At 43.7% G+C, this 24,301-nt stretch carries 20 protein-coding genes; 16 read left to right on the top strand and 4 right to left on the bottom strand.

The window, feature by feature from the left end; translation table 11 throughout:
• The 11 genes from QT990_RS16150 to QT990_RS16100 all read left to right on the top strand — a co-directional run.
• Positions 1 to 1,502, top strand: a 1,502-nt coding sequence (locus tag QT990_RS16150) for an O-linked N-acetylglucosamine transferase, SPINDLY family protein (RefSeq protein WP_445305440.1), incomplete at its 5' end; no start/stop codon positions are given.
• Positions 1,503 to 1,797: 295 nt separating this feature from the next.
• Positions 1,798 to 2,547, top strand: coding sequence for a peptidylprolyl isomerase (locus tag QT990_RS16145; RefSeq protein ID WP_333102856.1), 750 nt, complete (start codon positions 1,798 to 1,800; stop codon positions 2,545 to 2,547).
• A gap of 132 nt (positions 2,548 to 2,679) precedes the next feature.
• Positions 2,680 to 5,688: a peptidase domain-containing ABC transporter gene (locus QT990_RS16140; RefSeq protein WP_333142721.1), complete on the top strand. Its 3,009-nt coding sequence runs from the start codon at positions 2,680 to 2,682 to the stop codon at positions 5,686 to 5,688.
• Between the two features lie 58 nt (positions 5,689 to 5,746).
• The gene (locus tag QT990_RS16135) at positions 5,747 to 7,747 is read left to right on the top strand and encodes a chromosome partitioning protein ParA (RefSeq protein ID WP_333465465.1); all 2,001 of its coding nucleotides are present in this window, start codon (positions 5,747 to 5,749) and stop codon (positions 7,745 to 7,747) included.
• Positions 7,748 to 7,969: 222 nt separating this feature from the next.
• Positions 7,970 to 10,093, top strand: coding sequence for a hypothetical protein (locus QT990_RS16130; RefSeq protein WP_333142719.1), 2,124 nt, complete (start codon positions 7,970 to 7,972; stop codon positions 10,091 to 10,093).
• Between the two features lie 172 nt (positions 10,094 to 10,265).
• Positions 10,266 to 11,369 carry a hypothetical protein gene (locus QT990_RS16125; RefSeq protein WP_333142718.1) on the top strand — a complete coding sequence of 368 codons (1,104 nt, stop codon included), beginning with the start codon at positions 10,266 to 10,268 and terminating at the stop codon, positions 11,367 to 11,369.
• Between the two features lie 128 nt (positions 11,370 to 11,497).
• On the top strand, positions 11,498 to 12,019 hold the full coding sequence (locus QT990_RS16120) for a hypothetical protein (RefSeq protein WP_333142717.1): 522 nt from the start codon (positions 11,498 to 11,500) through the stop codon (positions 12,017 to 12,019).
• A complete protein-coding gene (locus QT990_RS16115; protein WP_333142716.1) occupies positions 12,016 to 12,816 on the top strand; it encodes a glycosyltransferase family 2 protein in 801 nt (266 codons plus the stop codon). The genes QT990_RS16120 and QT990_RS16115 overlap by 4 nt, the downstream gene beginning before the upstream one ends.
• Complete coding sequence (locus tag QT990_RS16110) at positions 12,813 to 13,010, top strand: hypothetical protein (RefSeq protein ID WP_333102861.1); 198 nt, start codon at positions 12,813 to 12,815, stop codon at positions 13,008 to 13,010. Before QT990_RS16115 ends, QT990_RS16110 begins: the two co-directional genes overlap by 4 nt.
• A 79-nt stretch (positions 13,011 to 13,089) precedes the next feature.
• Positions 13,090 to 13,746 (top strand): Uma2 family endonuclease, encoded by a 657-nt coding sequence (locus QT990_RS16105; protein WP_333102862.1) that lies wholly within the window; start codon positions 13,090 to 13,092, stop codon positions 13,744 to 13,746.
• A 226-nt stretch (positions 13,747 to 13,972) separates the two neighbouring features.
• On the top strand, positions 13,973 to 15,037 hold the full coding sequence (locus QT990_RS16100) for an NAD-dependent epimerase/dehydratase family protein (protein WP_333142714.1): 1,065 nt from the start codon (positions 13,973 to 13,975) through the stop codon (positions 15,035 to 15,037).
• Positions 15,038 to 15,124: 87 nt separating this feature from the next.
• On the opposite strand, the gene QT990_RS16095 is transcribed toward QT990_RS16100, so the two are convergent.
• Positions 15,125 to 15,748 carry a hypothetical protein gene (locus QT990_RS16095; protein WP_333142713.1) on the bottom strand — a complete coding sequence of 208 codons (624 nt, stop codon included), beginning with the start codon at positions 15,746 to 15,748 and terminating at the stop codon, positions 15,125 to 15,127.
• A 96-nt stretch (positions 15,749 to 15,844) separates the two neighbouring features.
• Positions 15,845 to 16,447, bottom strand: coding sequence for a Uma2 family endonuclease (locus tag QT990_RS16090; RefSeq protein WP_333142712.1), 603 nt, complete (start codon positions 16,445 to 16,447; stop codon positions 15,845 to 15,847).
• 194 nt (positions 16,448 to 16,641) lie between these two features.
• Here QT990_RS16090 and QT990_RS16085 point away from each other — a divergent pair, with 194 nt between their 5' ends.
• Complete coding sequence (locus tag QT990_RS16085) at positions 16,642 to 17,187, top strand: Uma2 family endonuclease (protein ID WP_333142710.1); 546 nt, start codon at positions 16,642 to 16,644, stop codon at positions 17,185 to 17,187.
• 62 nt (positions 17,188 to 17,249) lie between these two features.
• Here the strand turns inward: QT990_RS16085 and QT990_RS16080 are convergent, their stop codons facing one another.
• The gene (locus QT990_RS16080) at positions 17,250 to 17,924 is read right to left on the bottom strand and encodes a methyltransferase domain-containing protein (protein WP_333142709.1); all 675 of its coding nucleotides are present in this window, start codon (positions 17,922 to 17,924) and stop codon (positions 17,250 to 17,252) included.
• A gap of 50 nt (positions 17,925 to 17,974) precedes the next feature.
• Between QT990_RS16080 and rfbC the strand changes: the two genes are divergently transcribed.
• The 4 genes from rfbC to QT990_RS16060 all read left to right on the top strand — a co-directional run bounded on the left by rfbC (position 17,975) and on the right by QT990_RS16060 (position 22,361).
• The gene (rfbC, locus tag QT990_RS16075; RefSeq protein WP_333142708.1) at positions 17,975 to 18,520 is read left to right on the top strand and encodes a dTDP-4-dehydrorhamnose 3,5-epimerase; all 546 of its coding nucleotides are present in this window, start codon (positions 17,975 to 17,977) and stop codon (positions 18,518 to 18,520) included.
• A 2-nt stretch (positions 18,521 to 18,522) separates the two neighbouring features.
• The gene (gene rfbD, locus QT990_RS16070) at positions 18,523 to 19,395 is read left to right on the top strand and encodes a dTDP-4-dehydrorhamnose reductase (protein ID WP_333142707.1); all 873 of its coding nucleotides are present in this window, start codon (positions 18,523 to 18,525) and stop codon (positions 19,393 to 19,395) included.
• A 153-nt stretch (positions 19,396 to 19,548) separates the two neighbouring features.
• On the top strand, positions 19,549 to 21,294 hold the full coding sequence (locus QT990_RS16065) for a hypothetical protein (protein WP_333142706.1): 1,746 nt from the start codon (positions 19,549 to 19,551) through the stop codon (positions 21,292 to 21,294).
• Positions 21,295 to 21,386: 92 nt separating this feature from the next.
• Entirely contained in the window at positions 21,387 to 22,361 is a 975-nt protein-coding gene (locus QT990_RS16060; RefSeq protein ID WP_333142705.1) for a glycosyltransferase family 2 protein, read from the top strand.
• Between the two features lie 93 nt (positions 22,362 to 22,454).
• Here QT990_RS16060 and QT990_RS16055 read toward each other — a convergent pair whose 3' ends face one another.
• Complete coding sequence (locus tag QT990_RS16055) at positions 22,455 to 24,299, bottom strand: DUF6798 domain-containing protein (RefSeq protein ID WP_333142704.1); 1,845 nt, start codon at positions 24,297 to 24,299, stop codon at positions 22,455 to 22,457.
• Positions 24,300 to 24,301: the final 2 nt, after the last annotated feature.

The following is a 24,301-nucleotide window of genomic DNA, read 5'->3' as shown; positions in this document are numbered from 1 at the left end:
TATCTTGTGGAACAGGCATCTTGCCTGTTAGTTCCACAACAGATGAATTATCTTGTGGAACAGGCATCTTGCCTGTTCCTAACCAAGTAATTGAGAAGGGTGCAAGATATCAGTTTAAACCCAAGTCGGAAGTTGAAAGGTACTCTGAATATTTCCAGCAGTTAATCAATTACGTCGCTGCTAATATCGCCAGTTTTCCCGATTCAGAAGTTTGGCGTTATTTGGTGGCTTTTATTGCGAAAAATGTTAGATTCCAAGCTTTGTATTTGAGCGAGTTCAATCTGCTCAATATATTGAGTCAGCGAGCTGATATTCTGGAATTTCATTTGAATAATATCGGCAGTCAAATAGAATGGAATTTTCCTCAGAGAGAACCTGAAAGAACTAAAATCAGAGTTGGCTTTTTGCTTGATAAAATTAGTGATAAATCCGAGACTCGTGCAGCAATTGCGAGTTTTGAATATTTAGACAGAAGCAAATTTGAAATTATCGTGTACTATTTCCAGGTACAAGACGAGCGACTGGGGAAATATTGCGAAAATTGCGCCGACAAACTGGTGCAACTGTCAGAAGCTTTGCCCAATCAAGTCCGAGAAATGCGATCGCACGATTTAGATATTCTGCTAATCTGCACCAATACTACCGACACTTCTCAACCAAGCGCGCTGCTGTGCCTGCACCGACTAGCGCGGGTGCAAATAGCTACGGGTGCATCAACCCCCGCAACCACAGGCGCCCGAAATATTGATTATTTCATTGCCGGAGATTTGACATTGCCCCCAGGTGCAGCAGCAGAGTATCGCGAAAAATTAATTAGTTTAGAAGGTTCGGGAGTTTGTTTAAGCTATACTGTAGGATCAGCACCTGGCAGAGTTGAACCGACTCGCAGGAGTTGGGGAGCCACCGACGAATCTGTAGTGTTCATGTCCGGCGCTCAAGCTTTTACAATTATCCCAGAATTGAGAGAAACTTGGGCAAAAATTATTGCGGCCGTACCAAATTCTATTTTAGTTTTGTATCCCTTTCGTTCGCGCAATGAAAACTATCCGACGGTGCCTTTTTACAACCAAATTCGATCGCTCTTTGCCGAATTTGGGATTGACAAAAAGCGTTTAGTTGTGATTAAGGCGCTGCCATCTCGCGCAGATTGCATAAAATGTCTGGAATTGGCTGATATATATTTAGACTCCTATCCATACAGCAGTGCCTGCTCCTTAGCAGAACCCCTGTTGGCCGGGTTGCCTGTAGTGGTAAGAAAAGGGCAAACAACTCGATCGCGACAATCAGCCGCAGTGATCGAAGAACTACTACTTCCGGAACTGGTAGCAAACAGCGAGAAGTCTTATTTAGAGCTGAGCACAGCACTGGGAACCAACCCAGAACTGCGTCGGCACTACCGCGATCGAATCCAGCAAAAAATGGCGGCAAACCCCAAATATCTCGACAGTCGCGCTTGCTCGACCCAACTCGAAACACTCTTTGAAAGACTATTCCGAGAGTGAAGGAAGAAGGAAGTTCAGCAACTAAGCAGTGTACGGGATTTAACGGATGGATGTTGAGGGAAGAAGGAAGATGGCAGAAGTAAAGATTTTCCCACTCTCCCACTCTCGCATCCCCCTACCATTGTGAGACCCGTGGGGAACCCCTCGCTAGGCAGAGCGTCAAGAAATAGACAGCAATAGCGCTAGCCCACGGACGGTCTGCTATCATCGGGGAATCGAGGGGTTAGTGGTTGTCGCTCTTTTCCTGCCACAGCTAAATTAAAAGGGGAAGCGCAAGTCAGTTGGAGATAAAAAAATGACAGGACTTTTTCAAATAGGCGATAAATTACTGCAAGCTCAGGATATGCCATCGCTCCTGAAGCGGTACCAGTTGATGCCGCAATTCTTGCGCGGTGTAATAGTAGACCAAGCGATCGCATCCTTTAGTTGCAGCGACGAAGAACGCCAATCCGCCGTGGAGAACTTTCTGGCACAACACCAACTGACAGCCCCGGAAGCCAAAGAAGCTTGGCTGCGCGGTCAAAATATGACGGAAGAAGAACTTCAAGAGATGGCCGTTAGGCCCTTGCTGATCGAAAAATTTAAGCAAGCCACTTGGAGACCTAAAGTAGATAATTATTTTTTAACCCGCAAAGCCAGCCTAGACCACGTAGTCTATTCCCTGGTACGCACCAAAAATCCATCGCTGGCAAACGAACTTTACTTTCGCATCCTCGAAGGCGAACAAACCTTTGCTGAAGTGGCCCGCGACTATTCCGAAGGGCCCGAGTCCAAGTCAGGCGGCTTGTTGGGCCCAGTACCCCTCTCCCAGCCCCACCCGGCAATCAGCAAACTTTTGTCCGTCAGCCAGCCAAATCAACTCTGGACGCCGCGTCCTCTGGCAGAATGGATGGTAATTATTCGACTAGAAAAGTTCATGCCGGCCCAGCTCGATGAATCGATGCGGCTGCACTTGATTAACGAACTATTTGAAAGCTGGCTCGCCGAACAGATAGCGCAAATAGGCCCGCTACAGCCCCTCTCCTCCCTGTCTTCCATATCATGACAATCAAGCAAGTTGGTCAGGGGCCCCCGGATTTATCCGTGGAGACTTGAAAAAGCGTAGCATCCTGACAAAAACCCCCTGGATTCATCTGTGGATTCAATCTAAAATCTAAAATCTAAAATCTAAAATTGGATGACTTCTTCCGCTGTTTCCCTCTCCCAAATTCAGGATTTCCTAGCTCAAACACCTCCCTTTGACCGACTGTCAGAGACGGCTCTGACAGCCTTGGTGGCTAAATGCCAACTCCTTGGCTACCGGACGGGGCAACCCCTGTTTGAACGGGAAAAAATGCCGACTCAGGTGGCAATTATCTATCAAGGCCAGGCCCGGCTGCTGGGGTTTGACCAGCGCTCGCAGCGCCACGTAAGTTTACGCTTGGTGCAGTCGAAGGAAATTCTCGGCTGGGCTGGATTGCTCAGGGGAGTTCCCTGCGAAACCGCGATCGCCTCTACAGATGTGATCGCGATCGTCCTGCCTGCCGAAGAGTTCCTGAGCGTACTGGAAAAACAGCCGACATTTGGAGAAGCCTTTCGCGAACACTGTTCCTTGAGCGAAGTATTTGAACTGTTGAGCCTGGAATTGCAGCGCCAAGCCGACGGCACTTCCAATCTCAAGGAACTCACCCTGCAAGCTTGGCAAGATGCGACAGTTGTCAACGTGCCAAACGGCAACAAAAAAACTCAAGACATCGCCAAAGAGCTAGATCCCGATCGAGTTTGGCTCGTCAGCAGCGGCGTCTTGGGCGACTTTCCCACCGGCAGCCGCTTCTCTGTGGAAAACGCAGCCAAATCCTTAAAAGTAGAAGGCCGCCTCGGCGCGCGATTGGTCGGCTTCCGGGAACCCCCAGAACCTCAAGAAACAGACCCATTAAATCCCACGCCAGATATAGTAGACCCTGGGCCGAATCCGCCCGGCGGAAAATCGCTCAGCATTATAGACGCCCCAGACCGTCCCCCAGAACCCAAAACCGACCCCCAAACAAAGGATGCGGCGAGATACCCAGTTTTCCGCGCCAAAGGGCAGATTGACGCCCCGCTAGCTTGCTTCCAAATGTTGAGCAAGTATTTCGGCCTCAAATTTCGTCGAGATATCATCCGCAAAGTTCTAGAAAATCAGTTAAAAACCGCCGGTTCCATCAGCATCCAAGCCTGCGGGGCGATCGCCCAAAGCATCGGCCTCACGCCTCAATTGGCGCAAGTCCCAGCAGAAGCAATCAACCGCATCAAAGCTCCCGTAATGATTAAATGGCAAGATAGCTTTGCCATTATTTACAGCATCACCGAGCAAGAATTGGTGATGGCCACGCCCGAACAGGGGCTGATGCGGAAGCGGATACCTCAGTTTAAAGAAATCTGGGGCGAACAGGGAGAAGTCCTGCTGCTGCAAGCTCCGCAAGTTGAGCAAAAAGAGCAGTTCAGCTTCTGGTGGTTTGTGCCGGCGCTCATGGAACACAAGACAGTGTTTTTTGAGGTGTTGCTGGCTTCGTTTTTTGTACAGTTATTTGGTCTTGCCAACCCATTAATCAGCCAAGTAATTATTGATAAAGTCTTAGGTCAGCGCAGCATTGACACCTTGGATATTTTGGGGGCATTTCTATTAGGTGTTGCCCTGTTTGAAGGACTGCTCAACGGTTTGCGTACCTTTTTGTTTATAGATACCTCAAACCGCATTGATGTCAAATTGAGTGCAGAGGTAATCGACCACTTGCTCCGGCTGCCCCAGAATTACTTTGACAATCGGCGCGTCGGAGATTTGGTATACAAATTCAGCATGATGGGCCAGATTCGGGAATTCATGACGAGTACAGCTCTGACAGTGGTTCTCGATGCGGTATTTTCGGTGGTTTACGTCGCCGTTATGCTCTCTTACAGTGTGCAGCTAACTGCAGTATCTTTGGCAGTGGTACCGATACTGGGGCTGATGATTGTTCTAATCAATCCGCTGGTGCTGCGCCTGATAAAACAAAGAAACAACCGTTTTGCTGACTCTCAATCTTATTTAGTGGAAGTAGTCAGCGGGATTCAAACTGTTAAGGCTCAAAATATTGAATTGAAATCCCGTTGGGAGTGGTCGAGCCGCTACGCAAAATACATTACAGCCAGTTTTAAAACAATTATCACGGGGACTACGGCCGGTACGGTTAGCAGCTTTTTAAACCAGGTGGGTAACTTAGCTCAGTTGTGGGTGGGAGCTTATTTGGTACTGGGAAATGAGATTACGTTGGGTCAGTTGATTGCTTTCCGAATTATTTCCGGGAACGTGACTGGTTCGCTGCTGCGTTTTGTGAGCGTCTGGCAGAGTTTCCAAGAAGTCTCAATGTCGATCGATATGCTTAAGGATGTCGTCGATACGCCGACGGAAACCAGCGAGGAAGACCGCAGCAATATCCCGCTGCCGGCAATTCAAGGGCAGGTTACCTATGAGGAGGTTTCCTTCCGATTTCTAGAAAGCGGGGCACTGCAATTGGCTAATGTGAATTTGGAATTTCCCCCTGGCAGTTTTGTGGGAATTGTGGGGGGAAGCGGTTCCGGTAAAAGTACGGCGATGAAGCTGTTGCAGCGTCTTTATCCGCCGCTGTCGGGCCGGATTTTTATTGACGGGTACGACATTGCCAAGGTGGAACTGTACTCGCTCCGCAGCCAACTTGGGGTGGTGCTGCAAGATACTTTGCTGTTTAACTGCTCGGTACAGGAAAATATTGCTCTGAGCAATCCCGATGCGAGTACGGATGAGATTGTGCGAGCTGCGAAATTAGCGGTGGCTCACGATTTTATTATGGGCTTGCCTGCTGGCTACAATACGATAGTCGGAGAGCGGGGTTCGTCGCTTTCTGGGGGTCAAAGACAGCGTTTGGCGATCGCCCGGACGATTTTGCAAAACCCGAAACTGCTGATTTTGGACGAAGCTACAAGCGCCCTCGACTACCATTCCGAACGCCAAGTTTGCAATAACTTAGCAGAAGCTTTTGCCGGCCGCACGGTGTTTTTCATTACTCACCGCCTGACGACAATCCAAAACGCCGACATAATTATTATGATGGATCAAGGTTCTGTAGTCGAGCGGGGAACTCATAAAGAATTAATGGCTCTTAAAGGGCGTTACTACTGCCTCTTCCAACAACAAGAGTCATCGAATACCTGATATCTAACAACTCACAACTTAGCGCTAACAATTAACAACTGAGAACTAACAAATGGCTATGAAATCGTTAATACTTTCTGAGCAACCAGTCATTCTCGAAAAACCAGCGATTTGGTCGCACTTGTTTTTGTGGATGATCATGCTGATGACCACTTCTGCTGTAGTTTGGGCTTATTTTGCTAGCGTAGAGCAAGCTGTCCCCGCTGTCGGCCAATTGGAGTTCAAAGATGGTGCTAGAGACATCCAAGCACCTGCTACGGGCGCTGTGGTGAGACTTCACGTTGAAAATGGCGATCGCGTGGAAAAGAACCAGCCTCTGCTCACTTTCAACCCCCTTGCACCCAGCGCCGATTTAACATCGATTCAGAAAACTAAAGAAGCTCTGGAAAAGGAAAATAAATTTTACGAAGATGTTGTCAACGGCAAAATTCAAGGCGCTGTTCCTTCTAACCTAGAATCAACTATCAAGGACAGACAGAGCCTCACGGCACAAAATCAAGTGCTGCAAGCTTTGATTGACGAACTGTACCTCAACAGGGGAGCTAGCGGAAATTTTGATGCTGCTCAGCAAGGACTTTATGTTAATTATCGATCGGAGTTTCTGTCTCGCGTAGCCGCAGCTCAAGGCCAAGTTCAGGAGTTGGAAAAACAACTGAAGCAAGCTCAGGATGCTGAGAAAGCCGCCGGCGATCAAATGACAGTGGCACAGCAACAATTGGGTTTTGCCCAGAACCAATTAAATTATGCTCAGCAGCAGTTAAGTTCTTCGCAAGAGCAAGTAAAATCAGCCCTGGCTCAGAGAGATTTGGCCCAAGAACAGTTAGCGAAATCCCAACAAGTATTGAAGTCGAATCAAAACATTCTAGGCAGACTCGCCCCCCTGGTGGAGGAAGGAGCCATCGCTGAACTGCAAAAAGAACGTCAAGAACAAGATGTTTTCAGAGGCCAAAGCGACGTTCTCAAACAGCAAGATCAAATCAAGCAGCGCGAAGGTGAAATCAACTCTCGCAGGGGCGAAATTAACACGCGCCTCGGTGAAATCAATACGCGCCGAGGCGAAATTAACGCGCGTCAAGGTGACATCCAAAAAATTACTGCTGAAATACAGCGTCACCAAGGAGAGCAAGCGCGCCTTCTGGAGTCCATCGCCCGCGCCCAAGAACAGTTGAAAAACACCAAGGATACCTGGGCGAAAGAACTTTATACCAAAATTGCTGAAAACCAGAAACAAATTGCCAGCAGCGATTCTCAGCTAAGCCGCTTCAAAGTGGAAAACCTGAAAAAGTTGTCCGAGGTGAACGCTCAGCTAGAAAAGGCTCAACAAAACCGCGACACTCAAGTGATGAAGGCTCCGGTATCTGGCGTTATCTTCGATTTGAAACCTTCTACGAAGGAGAAAGCTAAGTTGGATATGGCGAAAGATCCGATATGCCAATCCATTATTAATACGGTGGTGAAACCGGGCGAACCGCGCCCAGCACGCTGCGAAGAAGCTTATTACGAAGCGCAGCAAACTGAAAAGCTGCTCAAAGTTTTGGATGACGACAACGGTCTGCAAGCAGTGGTTTACCTGGAAAACAGCAATGTGGCTCTGGTATTGGATGCTTTGAGACAGAAGCGGGCAAAATTGGAGCAGTATCACGGCAAGCAATTAGACGGAGAAAAGATTGACTGCGAAATAGGTAAAAGTTGCGTTTGTCCAGAGAAGGAAGTTAACAGAGAGAAACTGGGTTTGACGAAATACCAATGCGTGCCTGTGGAAGTGAATGTAGAAGCTTTCCCGGCGCTGGAGTTTGGTACTGCTGAGGGTGAAGTGATAGAGATTAGCAGCGATGCTGAGCCTCCTACTGAACTGCGGAAATACTACGCTTTCAAAACCAAAATAAAGCTCAAAAATCAGAAGTTTGTTTTGAACAAGGGCAAGGCAAATGAAGTGGAGGTTAACTTGCAGTCGGGAATGTCCGTGAGTTCTAATATCAATATTGGCAAGCGGAGTGTCTTGCAGATGTTTATCAACCGATTTACTGGGAAAATGGATACGTTCAAGACTATTAAGTAATTCGGTTAACCGAATTGAACGTGAGACTTTGAGGCTGTTCGGAAACCCGGTTTCTTCAAGAAACCGGGTTTCTATGTGTTATGTTTTTCAACTTGTTTGTAGTAACGAATGCAAGTCCCGGCTCAAACTATGAGGAGTGAAATCTTCACTACAAACTTGATAAAAATTATTTAACCGGGTTTGATATAAAATGGTGATGACAATCAGTGCGATCGCACTTTCATGAAAAAAATCATCTTATTTACTTTATATCTAATTCCTGTCCTCTTCTTAATCGGATTGGTAGCGAATTTTAGCGTTAACGTTCCCGTTGATGACGAGTGGAGGTTAGCTAGCCTTTTTGAAAAAATAGCTGCGGGAAATGTAACTTTTAACGATTTTTGGGATTTGCACAGCAATCACCGCATAGTTTTCCCTAAAATAATTATTGCGGTGCTGGCTTTTGCTTCCCGATGGAATATTAATTATCAGTTGTGTCTCAGCATAGGTTTGGCTGCGATAACTTTTCTCGCTATGTACAAGTTATCCTCGATGCAAGTTAAGAATGTTGGGGATGATTTGTGGCATTTAGCTAATATTTTAACTTGTATTTTGCTTTTCTCGCTAGTTCAGCACGAAAACTGGCTTTGGGGATTTCAATTGGCTTGGTTTTTAGTCAATTTTTGTTTTGTCGCTGCGGTTTATGCGCTGGTTTCAAATCACAAATTATTGCCTAATATAGCGGTTTTTAATCGGATGAAACAGAGATGTTGCACCACGATCAATAAGCTATTTAGGAACGGGCAAGATGCCCGTTCCACAAGAACATTGAATTTTTGTGGAACGGGCATCTTGCCCGTTATTGAGAATGATGCAACACCTCAGATCAAACAGAGTACGGACACGCCACTGCCGTGTCCCTACGATATTCAAATATGGATTGCGGCTGGATTCTGCTTTATTGCGAGTTTTTCCCTGGCCCAAGGTTTGCTTTCTTGGTTGGCTGCGATTCCGGCTGTGGCGGCTTTAGAAGGAAATGCGGCGCAGAAAAGAAAAAGAGTTATTGTCTGGATGCTGCTGTTTTTGGCAACTTGTGCTGTTTACTCAATTGATTATCATCCTAGCCGGAAAGCAAGTATTATTTCATTGTTGAATAAGCCGTTTGTGGTGATTGATTACTTTTTAAGTTTGCTGGGTTCGCCAATTGTGCGATCACCTGGAATTTCAGCATTAGTTGGATTGCTAATAGTTGCAAGTTTCTTATTTTTGGTATTCTATTTCTTTGTCATTGGGAACCCTGCGAAGCCATCTCCAGCCCCTGCGATTCCTTCGCCACTGGCAATGACAGATAGGAATGATATTTCGGAAAGCTATAGCAATCCCAACTCAGTTATGAACGTGGTTCAGACTGCGACGCTGGACGGGCAAGATGCCCATCCCACAATTCATTTAGGATTACGGCAAGATACTCATTCCAATATTGATTTAGGAGTGCCATATCAGGCTTTACCTTGGCTGTCAATAGGTTTTTTTTCGGTTTTATCGGCTCTGTTTATTACGGCGGGAAGGGCTGAATTTGGGGCAATTCAGGCGCTAGAATCGTCTAGATATACGACTAATTCAATTTTGCTATTAATTGCTGTGGTTCAGCTAGGGCAATTGTTTGTCCGAGGCAATTATCAAGAAACAAAAGCAACGTTAAAACGTAATTATAAATTTATTTATCGGGTAGTTGCAGGGCTGTTAATTGCTACAATTATTCTTAACTCTCAACAGGCGATCGCCCAAACTAGATCGGCACTTCTTTACAAACAAGGCGCTCAAGATTGTTTGCAGTTAATTAACTATCTGGAACCCTCGGATTTTTTTAAGAATTCGCCGGAAAGCTGTTTGAGGGTGCTGAGCAAAAAAACTTGGCTGGTGAGAGAAGGCGCTGCAATTATAGACAAAATAGGTTGGCTCAAGTTCGCGAAAAATGTAGAGTTTATTTCTAATACCGAGAAAATTTACGGTTATTTAGACAAACCTCAAACTACCGATAAATCCTTGACTGTTAAGCAAAATGATGCTGTCAAGGCTGCGGGTTGGGCGGTTTGGCCAGAAAAATTGCACCAGCCGAATATTGTACTGCTATCTGTAGGCGATAAACAATCTTTTTTTGCTAACGCTTATGTAAATTTGGACAGTCCCGACATTGCTGAGAGTTTAAAATCTGAGTTATACAATAATGCAAGGTGGGCTGTTGATTTGTCGCATAATAATTTGCCGATCGCCCAAACGGAAATTAAAGCTTGGGTGTATAATCCTGTTGACAACCAGTTTGTCAAATTAAAGGGAGAGGAGCAAGTGAGAGTCGAGGAACTCTAAAAATTTCATGCAATAGATTTTTTGGTTTTGCTCAACTTGTTACTCAAGTCCTGTTATGATTTAGAACAGTTTATCACTGTTATCCGTAAACATAGAACACAACCTCTCGCTTGTTGTGTTAATCAAGCACCTGAATCATTACTCTTTTCTCTTTCCTGTCCAAGCAAACATAATGAAAAAAAGTACCTTACTGATTCTTTATCTGATTCCTGTGCTCTTAGTAATTTGGTTTGTAGCTGCTTTTAGCGTCAATGTTCCCTTTAGGGATCAATGGGCATTAGTCCCTATTTTTGATAAAGTGACTGCGGGAACTTTAACCTTTAGACCTTTTTGGGCTTTACATAGTAACCACCGGATACCAGTCCCAAAAATTATTATGACTATACTCGCGTTTATATCCCATTGGAATATCAATTATGAAATATGTTTTAGCATTTTTTTATCTCTCATAACTTTTGGTATCCTCTATAAAATCTCTGAGATCACAGCCAAGGGTGTGAGCGCTCGTCTGTTCCATTTGACAAATATTTTAACCTGCTTTTTGGTCTTTTCCCTCGTTCAAGAAGAAAACTGGCTGTGGGGGTTCCAATTAGCATGGTTTTTGATTAATTTATGTGTTATTTTAGCGGTATATTGGCTGAATAAAAAATCCCAAATATCTGCTAAAAAGAGAATTTTTTTAGCAGGCATATTCTGTTTCGTGGCTAGCCTTTCATCCGCCCACGGCCTGCTATCTTGGCTCGCCGTCATCCCTTCATTATTTGCCCTCGAAGGAACAGTAAAGGATAAAATCCAGCGATTGGTAGGATGGGTGAGCATTTGGGTAGCTTTATTGGCTATATATACAATTAATTATCATCCTAAAAAGGGGAATTACCAAATAGATTCTTTGCAAGAACAGCCATTCCTCCTATTCGATTACTTTTTTAGCTTGCTCGGTGCGCCAATTGTCCGATTTCAGATGGTTTCAGCGGTTATAGGCTTAGTCATTTTTTCCGGTTTTTTTGGTATAAGTGTATATGTTATCAAAGTTCTCAAAATCTCTCAGTTCAAGTTTGTACCTGCTATCACAGAACTAACACCCTGGCTATCAATTGGTTTGTTTTCTCTGTTATGTTCTCTTGCAATTACGATTGGTCGGGTGCGATACGGGGTAGAACAGGCTTTGGAATCGAGATATACGACAACTTCTCTGTTGTTAATCATTGCTTTTGTTCAGATTGGTAATATATTTATATGTAACCAAAGAAAAAAAATGCAACTTTTGGTAGCCTGATTTATCCTGTTTTTACGGTTATTTTAGCTGGTACAATCACGCTCAATTCTGGGTTTGCAATTGCCAAAGCTCAAGCTGATATTCCCTACAAGCAAAGCATCAAAACTTGCTTAGAGCTAATTAATTATATGGAAAAATCCCCATTTCACGAATCAGAAGATAGCTGCCTCTTTCTGCTCAGTGGTGAAAAACCTTTGTTAATTAGAAAGCGTGCAGAAGTCCTCGATCGCATTGGGTTTAGACATTTCCCCAAAGACGTAGCTTTTATTAGCAATAATAGCGAAAACTACGGCTATCTTGACAACCCCCAGACAATAGATAAACCCTTAGTTGTCAAAAGCAACGATCGCATCCGGGTGACAGGCTGGGCAATTCTGCCAGATCGCCAGCAACAACCCACACTCGTGCTACTATCATTGGCAGACAAAAAATCATTTTTTGCCAATGCTTGTGTCACTCTGGATAGCCCTGATGTAGCCAAAGCGTTAAGGTCTAATCAGTATAGTCGCGTGAGGTGGGCTGTGGATTTTTCGGCGAAAAATTTGCCGATCGCCCAAACCGAAATTAAAGCTTGGGTGTATAATCCTGTGGACAACCAATTTGTCAGGTTGCGTGGTGGCGCTAGGATAAAAGTGGAGGATGAGGAGTGAAAATTTCTGTGATAATACCAGCCCACAATGAGGAGGGCTGTTTGTACGGTACTGTGCGGGCGATCGCCCAGACGCTCGATTTAGAAGGCATTCCGCACGAAATTTTGATTGTGAATGACAATAGTGTCGATCGAACTATTGATATTTGCCAGGAGTTGTCAGAGACTTTTCCCACAGTGAGATACATCAACAATCAGCCTCCCAACGGTTTCGGATTTGCTGTGCGCCGGGGATTGGCGGAATTTGACGGAGATGCAGCAGCAATTGTGATGGCGGATGCTTCCGACGATCCGATGGATTTGGTAGCAGGATACCGCAAGTTGCAAGAAGGATATGATTGCGTTTTCGGTTCCCGCTTTATCAAAGGTGGCTTGATAGTTGATTATCCAATTCACAAGTTAGCAATTAACCGCTTAGCAAACTGGTTTGTCAAAAGTATTTTCGGCTTGCGGTACAGCGATGTCACCAATGCTTTTAAAATTTACCGCCGAGAAGTAATTGAAGGCGTACAACCGATTTTGAGCCATCATTTTAATTTGACAGTGGAACTGCCTTTAAAAGCAATTGTTCGTGGTTTTTCCTATAAGGTAATTCCTTTGAGGTGGTACAATCGGACTGCTGGGATTTCTAAGCTGAAAATCAAAGAGATGGGCAGTAGGTATTTGTTTATTGTCTTGTACGTTTGGCTGGAAAAACATCTCTCTCGCGGCGACTACCACCGGACTAGAAAGATGAATGAATTGAAATTAGATTTATTGCCAAATTCAAGGAGGGAAGTTTTGACGGCGAAGGAATGATGACTAATGATTTTGGTACCGCAGCTATTGATACTTTGATGCAGATCGGAGATAATCAGTGCGATCGGTTAATCGTCATCCTACCTGGCATATTCTCGCGAGATGGAAAAATTCATGGCAACTTTGCGCTCTTCTCGCGGATTGCGTACAAAATCGAGTTTCCCGATTATAATGGTGAAGGGGATAAAAAGTAGGATAGTCAGCGATAATTTGACGAGAGAGGCGATGGGGAAGTTTGGGTTATAAAATATACCAAATTGGGAGGATTGAGTCATGGTTTTTACAGCCCAAGAAATGGCAAGATTGATGCCAGATGCCAGTCAATTAGAAAGTGACGAACCGGAAATGGAAAGTTCCCTACATTATATTCAACTAGCATTATTAGTTGCCTGTTTGGAATGGCAATGGCGCGAGCGCCACGACTTTTTTATTGGAGCAAACCTGACGGTTTACTACAGCCAGCAACAATTGCGGAATCGGGATTTTCGCGGTCCGGATTTTTTTCTGATCGCAAACACAGAAAAACGTCCGCGTCGTTCCTGGGTAGTTTGGGAAGAAGAGGGGAGATATCCCGATCTAATTATAGAATTGCTATCTAGTTCTACGGCAAGAGTCGATCGCAACGAAAAAAAGATATTATATCAGAATCGGTTTAGAACTCCCGAATACTTTTGGTTCGATCCTGAAGATTTAGATTTTAGCGGTTTTCGTTTAATCGGTCAAGAATATCAACCTATCATTGCCAATGAATTTGGTAGATTGTGGAGTGAGGTACTAGAATTATATCTGGGAATTCACGATGGGAAATTGCGTTATTTTACCCCAGATGGTGAGTTAGTTGCTACACCAGAGGAAGCTGCACTGCAAGCACAGGAGCGGGCCAATCGATTAGCGAATCAGTTGCGGGCTTTGGGCATTGAACCAGAATAGTTGAAGACTTACGCATTTCCGACCAAAGAAACCGGGTTTTTTATCTAATCTGCGGATTGCAGCGAAGGATTTTCGCAAAAAACCCGGTTTCTGGTCATCCGTGCGTCAGTCCTATAGTTGTCAAAATTCATTAAAAAGATGATTCGGTTTTAATGCGAGGTATACCTCAACACCCATTGTTCAATAATTTAACAGCAGTAATTAATCCTCTAAGAAAGTTGAGTCAATGCCTGAGAGAATTTTAATTGTGGGTGGTGCGGGTTTCATCGGCAGTTGTTTGGCAATTGGCCTGAAGAAACGGCACCCGGAATGGCAAATAATTTGTTTAGATAACCTGCGTCGCCGGGGCTCGGAATTGAATCTGCCGCGGCTTAAGAGTTGGGGGATTCAGTTTGTTTACGGGGATATTCGTACAGCGGCAGATTTAGATCCAGTTGCACTGAATGCTGACTGCATTATAGATTGTGCTGCGGAGCCTTCTGTGCTGGCTGGTTTTAGTTCGCCTCAGTACGTTTTGCAAACGAATTTACTGGGCACTGTGAATGTTTTGGAGTTGGCGAGACAAACGGGTGCGAGTTTGCTGTTTTTGTCTACGAGTCGGGTTTATCCGATCGCCAGTGTCAAATCTGTTAAGCTGTTAGAGTTGCCGAATAGATTTGCGATCGCCCCTGAGCAAACTTTACCCGGTATATCTGAGTTGGGCATATCAGAAGACTTCCCATTAAAAGGACACCGTTCGCTTTACGGAGCAACTAAATTAGCTTCGGAATTGCTGATTGAGGAATACAGGGAAGCATACAATGTGTCGGCAATTATTAACCGTTGCGGGTTAATTACCGGTGCTTGGCAAATGGGTAAAGTAGATCAGGGAGTTTGCGGTTTGTGGGTGGCGGCTCACTATTTTCAAAAGTCGCTGAATTATATCGGTTTTGGCGGCAGTGGGAAGCAAGTTAGGGATTTGCTGCACGTTGAAGATTTGTTGAGGTTAGTTAATTATCAGTTAGAACATTTTCCTGAATTTGATGGCGAAGTTTTTAATGTGGGCGGCGGTTTGAGCAACAGTCTTTCTTTAGTTGAGACAACTGATTTGTGCCAAAAGATTACGGGTAAATCGATTTCAATTAACCCTGTTTTGGAGGAACGCGCGGGGGATATTCCGATTTTTATTACGGATTCTTCTAGGGTGATGGAGAAAACAGGATGGCGGCCTGTTATTGGGCCGGAAGCAGCTTTGCAGGATATTTATGATTGGATTGCTGCTAATGAGGTGGTTTTAAGTTCGATTTTGTAGGGAGTTTTTTAATGGCAGATTGCAAATAGTAGGGTGCGTCGCTATGGGAAATTTCGCCACTATTTGAGTGACTAGAACCGACGCACCCTACGGCGAAATTTCATCCCCGTCTAAAATTCCCACCATTATTTTCATTAAATCCTCTAAATCGTCAGGCACTTTAAACAAATTGATATCTTGAAAAATAGTGTGCTGATTTCGGTCTAACTTGCCAAATCGCCAGACATCTCCCATTGTCACCGCACCGTAAAAGATATTTTGCTCTTCAACGTGAGACATCGCAATCAATTCTACAGCTAGTTGGGTAAATCCTCTAGTCATATCGTCGTTCTTTGCTTCAATGACTAGCAATTCTCGCTCGGATTTTACGAAATAATCTAAATTTCCCTTTAACCAGCTATTAACGTTGAGAGTATACTCAAATCGCAGTTGACATTTGCAGTACCGGATGATGTCCAGCAAAACTGGCGATACTAATGATTCTCTTCTAGCTGTTTCGCTGCTGAGACTGACAAAAAATAAAGTTTCTTTAATTCTTTGTTTGAGAAAAGCTATTTCTGCGAGTTCCCTAGGGGTATGCGGCAAAGACAACTCAGTTTTGATCAGCGAGTAATCAAATTCTGCTAAAATTTGATCCGTTTCGTAAGGTAACTCAAAGTATGAACGAAATGTATATTCTCGACCTTCCTGTAAGATTTTTTGCTTGGTCATTCTGTTTGAAATCGCCATGTATTTGTTTGTACATTATATATCAATTTTTCCAAGCTTAGAAGATGAGGAATAGCCATTTTTAACAGGACTCAGCATTTATCCCCAAACTTCTGTCAAATCCAAGACAAACCCCGGCAACACATCTTCACCGGACAAAGTAACAGGATTTTCCAGCACTTCTACATCTTGATTTTGCCTGTAAATTTCCACCTTTCTGTTTTTTCTATCTATCAACCAACCTAAACGAGCGCCATTGTTCATATACTCTTTCATCTTGGCTCGCAGCGGTTCCATGTTGTCAGTTTTAGAACGAAGTTCTACCACAAAATCAGGACACAAGGGAATAAAACTTTCTTTTTGTTTTGGGGTGAGCCCATCCCACCTTTCTTGACGCACCCAAGCTGCATCGGGAGAGCGATCTGCTCCATTGGGCAGGTGAAAACCAGTAGAAGAATTAAATGCTTTACCGAGTCTAGTCCGCCGATTCCACAGCCAGAGTTGCCCTTCTATATCCAGATTCCGATATCCTGTTTCGCCTCCGGTTGGTGGGTTCACGATTAATTCTCCTGTTGCTGTGCGTTCTAATTGTAACTCTCGATTGGCGATCGCCAATTCAACGAACTGTTCGTGGGTAACGGTGAGTGTTAGTGTTAGTGGAATATTGACGGGAAGGGCAGCGGATGATTGAGTTTGTGTCATCATTTTTGTCCTCAAGCTGATGCTTTAATGGCAGCTTCATCCTAATTGGACAAAGCCAGAAATGCGGGATACTTTGTAACTTTTATGATAACACTTAAAAGTGCCATCTACAAAGTGCGATCGCCCTTTTGTCCACCAAAGGTCGATCGCATCTGGTATCATAGAAAAAAAGTTCCCCGCCCCGACGCAAAAACATGATAACTTCTACAGTTGTTGCCCCATCGAAAATCTACTCTCTAGAAGCATGGATGGAAAGTCCACCGGATCGGCAAGAGTGGGTTGATGGCGAATTACTGGAGAAAAATGGCATAACTCTCAAGCATAGCAAGGTGCAAAGAAATCTTTACTTTTATTGGAGAAACTACAAAGAATCCAGCCGACAGGGAGAAAAAGTTTATACTGATGTTCCCTGCCGCACAAACAACCAGGGGCGCTATCCTGATGTTGCCTACCTTCCCCCGGAATTAGCAGCACAATTTGGCAATCTCAAAGTGCTGCCACAAAGTTTTCCTTTATGTGCTGAAATTGTTTCACCAACAGATTTGGCGGAAGATGTAATTGCTAAAGCTACAGAATATTTAGAATCGGGAAGTGAGGAAGTTTGGCTGGTATATCCTGAAAACCAATGGATTATTGTAGTAACAAAACAAACCAGAAGCATCTTTATTGCTGGGGAAGCTGTTAGCACTCAAATTGTTTTACCGGGTTTTAGTATTCCAGTAGATGAGTTATTAAAATGAGCGCTTTCCCTACATTCTCATTTTCAGCCTCCGACGGCAAGTGTCGATATTGAGGAAGATACTCACTTGTTGGGTTTCGATGCTTTAACAAACATTTGCCCTCCCAAAAACCGCCACAACCAAGGCAATTTTAAGTAAATTTTTAACAGCAAGGGCGAGGCCGGTCTGCCTTTCGTCGAAAAGGGCAAAAATCTCGGTACAATCAGGTCAATTTCAAACCCGACAGTTTGTAAAAGCTCTTGTAGCGATAAATGCGTTATCGGTAATTGATGGTCGATAAAATCGTAGTATTCCTTGTAGGAATATTTGAAATTAGGCTGAATTACCAATAGAGAACCGCTAGGCTTGAGGGCATCAAAGCAAAACGAGATAATTTCTACAAGTTCCTCTTTGTTGCGGAGGTGTTCAAAAAAGTTTGAGATAAAAATGCGATCGAACTGTTCGGTAAAAGATGTGTAATCTTCCAAATTCAACACATCAATATTAAGCACATTTACATCAGCATTAGCAAATAACTTTGAATCGGGATTAAGGTCAATTAAATATTTTTTTTTAGCCCGAATTTGATTGATAAACTCGCAGTAACCGCCGCCAATATCTAAAACGGTTGATTCGGGAGGAACATAATCTTGTAAGAATTCGTCAATTAAAACTTTCCATAGTGCCACCTTCGCTTGCATTTGTCGCAAATCAAAGCGGTTGGCATACAACTTTTTGAGATATGTGTCAGTTTTCATAGTAAAATAGCCTAGACTGAGTATGAGTTTATCACGCGATACAGCCAACTATGAATGTTATATCTACTGAAATACCGGAAGTTCTGATTATTGAGCCGAAAATTTTCGGAGACGATCGCGGTTTCTTTTTTGAGAGTTTCAATCACAAAGCTTTTGTAGAAAAAACAGGCGTGACGGCCGAATTTGTGCAAGACAATCATTCCAAATCTTCTAAAAATGTGCTGCGCGGTTTGCACTACCAACTGCAGCAGCCTCAAGGCAAATTGCTGCGGGTAGTTGCTGGCGAAATATTTGATGTAGCAGTGGATATTAGACAAAGTTCGCCGAATTTTGGAAAGTGGGTGGGGTGTTTGCTGAGTGCAGAAAATAAACGGCAATTTTGGGTGCCGGCGGGATTTGCACACGGTTTTTTAGTGGTTTCCCAGACTGCTGAAGTTTTGTATAAAACTACAGATTATTATGCACCGGCACACGAGCGGTGTATCCTGTGGAATGACCCCGATTTGGCGATCGACTGGCCGCTAGATGGTGCTCAACCCATCTTATCAGCTAAAGACCAAGCTGGACAAACGTTGAAAACAGCTCAAGTGTTTTGATTATGAAAATTTTACTCGCAGGTGGCAGCGGACAGCTAGCTCAAGAATTGCAGCCGATTTTATTATCTTCGGGAGAGGTAATTGCGGTCGATCGCACTCGCCTCGATTTATCCCAACCGGAAAGCATCCGTCAAGCAATGGCTGAAATTCAACCGAATTTAGTCGTCAATGGGGGTGCTTACACTGCGGTAGACAAAGCGGAAAGCGAACCGGAATTAGCAAACGCCATCAACGGCATTGCACCCGGAATTATCGCAGAAGAATGCGAAAAACTGGGAGCAAGTTTGATTCACTTTTCTACTGATTATGTATTTGACGGTAGCCACGGTTCTGCTTATCAGGAAACAGATTCTACGAACCCGCTGGGAACTTACGGCAAGTCCAAATTAGCAGGCGAGGAAGCAATTCGGCAAGCCGGAAACCGACATATTATTATTAGAACAGCCTGGGTTTACGGCAACGGTGGCAAAGGTAATTTTGTCAAAACCATGTTGAGGTTGGGAAAGGAAAGAGAAGAAATTCGAGTAGTAGCCGATCAGATCGGAAGTCCTACTTGGACGGGGGATTTAAGTGCGGCGACTTCGCAAATTATTCCTCTGCTTGGGCCAGAAAGTTTTGGGACTTATCAGTACACTAACAGCGGTGTTTGTAGTTGGTACGATTTTGCGATCGCCATTTTTGAGGAAGCAGCCAAACTCGGCTTTCCCCTAAAAATTCAGCGCGTAATTCCCATCACCACCTCCGAATATCCGACACCCGCAAAACGTCCCGCTTTTTCTGTCCTCTCTACAGTAAAAATATCAGCACTTCTAGGCACGTATCCTCCCCACTGGCGGCAAGGGCTCAGACAAATGCTGGCAAGAGAAGTGAAATAAAAATTCGAGTAAATCTGTAAAGTAGCCAGAAACCGGGTTTTTTCACCAAAATACTTGGTTCAAACCCTCAATCAAGTAAAAAACCCGGTTTCTTTAATCCCAGCGCGTACAACTTAGCCCAAATCGATTAAAAATATCGCCATCTACCAATCCATGAAAGTCAAGCAACAATATATTTTAATTGCCGCATCAATTCTCGGAATTCTAATACCAGCGTCATATATTTTGTACTTGATATCGCAAGCGGGAGACTTGTCTAATTTTGATTATTGGTGGATGACATGGAATTTTTATTCTGTAGACGGTTTCTCTACCAATCCTTTTAATTGGATATTTCGGGCGAACGAGCATTTTGTCTTGATTCCGGCAATTATTTATGGCTTGAATATAGTTGTCACCCAAGGTTCAAATATTGGTTTGTGTTTAGTTGCCTGGTTCTTGGCTTGGATTCAGTGCCACGTATTAATTGCTCTGCTGCCGTTAAATTTGAGGCGTTTTCCCCTGCAATTTATCTCGCTACTCCTTTGCATTTCTATTTTTAATTTTACTCCGGCGGCGGCTCACAATTGGATGCGGGGATTCAGTGGCGTTCACTGGATAATTGCTAATTTATTTGTGATTTGTTCGATATATTGTTTGCAATCCTATGCGACTTTGTTGGGTACACCGGGGGCGGGCACGGGGGCACCGCCCCTACGGAATGGTTGGGTAATTGGCAGCATTGTTTTTGGCGTTTTAGGCTGTATTAGTTACAGCACTCCTTTAGCTTTGTGGCCGATATTGTGTGCGGCTGCTGTTGTGCTGCGGTTTCCTCGGCGAATAACTTATTTGTATTTCATTGCTTCGATTGCGGTGATTGGCATTTATTTTTTAACTTATAAAACTCCATCTCATCACCCTTCTTTAACTAAAATTAACCCGCTCAAAACTCTCGAATATATTCCCACTTATCTCGGCGGAATTTTTAGCGAAAATATTATTGTTGCTTCAATTATTGGTATAATTGGTTTGATTGCAACGACGGGTTTTGTGGGTTATTGGCTATTTGTAAAAAAGGTCGATCGCCCGGATTGGCTGCCTTGGCTATCAATCCAACTTTACACGCTGCAAACGGCCTTAATGGCCGCTGTCAGTCGATCGGGATTTGGCGTCGAACAAGCCACCGCTTCCCGCTACGCCACACTCCCAGCTTTGTTTTGGATGAGTACAATTGTGCTGACAGTATTGTGGGTGCGCGAGTTGCAGCCAACACCAAGAATTCAAGGGCGTTGGCTGACACCGCTGTTTGCAGTCGCCACAGTCGCGATTATTTTAATGTACGGGGTGGGAGGCGAAACTGCAATGGCGATCGCCCGCAGAGCAACCTATCAACCGTTAGTAGCATTATCACTGCAATTAGGCATCACCGATGTAACCCTAATTAAAGACCGCGTAGGCAATAAACCCGCCGCTTTTGTCGGCTTAATCGACGCATTAAAAACTAACAACTTAGTGCCATTTAACCGAGACATCAAAAAACACAATTTTTGTGCAGCATTAGACACAAAACTCGACGCAAATTTACTGTCAGCGCCCAAAGACGGAGTACCCGGATATTTTGATACAGTAACTAAACTCGCACCCGCCGCCTCCAGAGTAATTGGCTGGGTAGGAGACCCCGAAAACAATGTAAAATGTATTGCCATTCTCAACCAAGAAAATGTCGTTCGAGGTTTCGCCATGTCAGGATTTCCCCGCCCAGATTTAGTTAAATTATTTGGCCATTCCTACGAATTCGCAGCTTGGAGAGGATACATTCAAACATCACCAACAGATAAACTATTGACAGCCTATGCCTCCTTTAAAAACCGCAAAGATTGGGTAGCCTTGCGAAACTCCCAAGTTATCAACAAAAACTAAAAAACCTCTCTTTCTCCTCCTCTGCGCCCTCTGCGCCCTCTGCGGTTAATAAAAAAATCTCATTGACAACACAAATGAAATAGAATAGCCCTATGCCAAAACATCTCAGCTTCGTAATCCCAGTTCACAACGAAGAAGCCACCCTCAAATTACTGTTTGACAAAATCCAAATTGTCATGTTCCAAACAGCAATTGACAGTTACGAAGTCATTTTCATAGATGACGGTAGCCGCGATTATTCCTGGCAAGAAATCACCGATTTAGCCAACAAACATCCCAAACTAATTAAAGCGATTAAAATGCGCCGCAACTTTGGCAAATCCGCCGCGCTTTCAGCAGGATTTCGCAATGCAGCAGGGATAATTATCTTTACTCTCGATGCTGACCTTCAGGATGACCCCGCTGAAATTCCCAAATTCTTACATCATTTAGAATCGGGATTTGATTTAGTTTCCGGTTGGCGAAAACAGCGGAACGACCCGCTTTCTAAAACTTTGCCTTCCAAGCTGTTTAATGCCGTTGCGTGTTTGCTGACTGGGGTGCAAATGCACGATATGAATTGCGGTTTTAAAGCGTATCGTAGGGAAGTTTTGCAGTCGATTAAATTGTACGGAGAATTGCACCGCTACATTCCGGCTTTAGCAAACAATTTAGGGTTTAAAATTGGCGAAGTAGTCGTGGAACATCATCCGCGCAAGCACGGAAAATCAAATTACGGCTGGGAACGTTATGCGCGGGGATTTATTGATTTGTTGACGGTGTTAGCCACGACGCAATATTTGCACAAACCGGGTCATTTGTTTGGAGGTTTGGGATTGTGTTTTGGGTTGGTTGGAACTGTTTCGCTGAGTTATTTGATAGTTATTTGGTTTCTGAATTTGGCGGGGATGAATTTTGGGCCGATCGGGAATCGACCTTTGTTATTTTTTGGGATTTTGTGTACAATTCTGTCGGTGCAGTTGATTTCTTTGGGGATTTTGGCTGAGTTGATGGCGCGGAATGTGGATGCTGATTATGTGGATAAGCAAATTAGCGAAATTATTGATGATTCGGGTTTTGATATTTAACCGCAGATTTGATTCGGCGGTTGAAACCGCTTCTATACAAACAAAGTCTGCCTTCGCAGACTGAATAAATATCTCATGTTTTGAAGAAGAGTATTATCTAATTTTAAACAGTATCCATTTGCCTTCTCGATCTACTATTTCTCCGTCAATATTTGGATGCCAATCGCTGCGAGTGAGGATATAATCGGCATGATAGTTTTTGGCTACTTTGACTAAATCCGCACTGCTGCGGCGGATGAAAAAGTCATTTCCTCCCCAAATCATTTGCGGGTTTAAGGGAACTCCTAAAACAGCTTCCATGCGATTTTGCCATTCTTTGATGCCTTTTTCTGTCAGGGGAAAGTTCTTGAAATTAACTACTATAGCTCTCTGAGAGAAAAACTGGAAGCTGGTAACTGAAGGTGGAATTAATACCAGTGCATCTTGACTGCTAATTTGTGAAAATCGCACCGCTAATTTGTTTACGTCGTCGCTGGGAACGGCATTAATATTAACTTTTTTTTGAAATATGTCTAACATTGGTTTTGGTAAAATGCCTGCTACCCCAAAAACCAAGATCGCGGTAGTTGCTAAAGCTAAGGCATGGGTGAGAATTTGTTTGATTGGTTTAGAAATGGATGTTTTTTCTAAAATAAAAGGCAAGGCAATAATTGAGAAAAGGATAGGTATGCTAATTATACGATCGCCTATTATTTCTCCTGAATTAGTCAGCGGATATATCAAGCTGAAAGTTAATGTTCCTGCTGTGAAAATCCACGGCAAAATAGTGTAGCGTTTGGGAATTATATATTTTTTGCTTTGCCAAATTGATAAAAATACAAATAAGGCTAAAAATAAAATACCTCGGTCAGGTAAAGTGAGGATAATTAACAGCAGCAAACCAATAGCTAGCTGTTTTGCTTGGTAAAGTCGATCGACTAGCAAGCTGATGGCAATAAATATGATTATTTGAGCAAAAGGTACGGTTCTAGCTAACTGGAGTTTGGCAATTAAAGCCACTGGGTAAACTTCTACAAATACATAATTAAGCAGCAGCCCAAAAATTGAGGTACTAATAATTACAGAAAAGTTAACTTTGTCTTCTTGGCGCAGTGAATCGGCAGTTTTGATGCACAATAAGCCACCAATGATCAAACATATAAAGTTGAACCAACTCCAAATATTCCAATTTGACGGGAGGATGTGGTGAGGATTCCGTACTTTTGCGTGAATGTATACAAACTCAGCATTCTCAATAGTTTGAGTGCCGGTAGTACCTGTTAGTAACATTGGCAAATAAACGATACTTGCCATTGCTGCTAAAAGTGCGATCGCCAAAATCAATGTTTTAAACTTCCGCTGTTTTACCGATTCAATAAATAAAACGGGAACCATCATCAATCCCGGCAACAAGCCAACTAAAAATTGCAGCAAACAACCCAGCCCAAAAAAGAAATATCCTGTCAGCCATTTTTGGCGCAAACTAAAGTAAATTCCCCAGATTGCGAAGGCCATCGCGAAGGTACTGGGTACTGATTTTGTGGAAAATATCAGCGTGTTACCAACATCTGTAAATGAAGCGGCTATACATAAAAAAGCCATCGCTGCTGCTGGCAGTTTGGAATTAGTATAGATATTGATAATTGCGTAGCAAGCTAGGATAAAGGAACCGAAGGCTAGGAATTGATAAATAAAATGCACCAACGGAATACTTAACCCTAAGTTGGCTAAGAAATAAATGATATAATAATAGTAGGATCTCGGATTAAATTTAACCATTTCCTGAACATGATAGTCATTTTTGTAGAGTTCAGGATTTAGCAGCGATTGGATTTGTGGCAATTCTGGAAAGTTGCCTCCAATGGGGAAAATATAGCCAGTTGCCATCAGGGAACCGATGATGACAAAAGTATAGAGAGATAGATTAAAATACCAGTTTGATTTTTGATGGTTCTGCATTG

Source organism: Microcoleus sp. T3_B1 (genome assembly GCF_036700445.1).
Taxonomy (GTDB): Bacteria; Cyanobacteriota; Cyanobacteriia; order Cyanobacteriales; family Microcoleaceae; genus Microcoleus.
The sequence above is the reverse complement of the archived record's forward strand: the minus strand, read 5'-3'. Positions and strand labels throughout refer to the sequence as shown.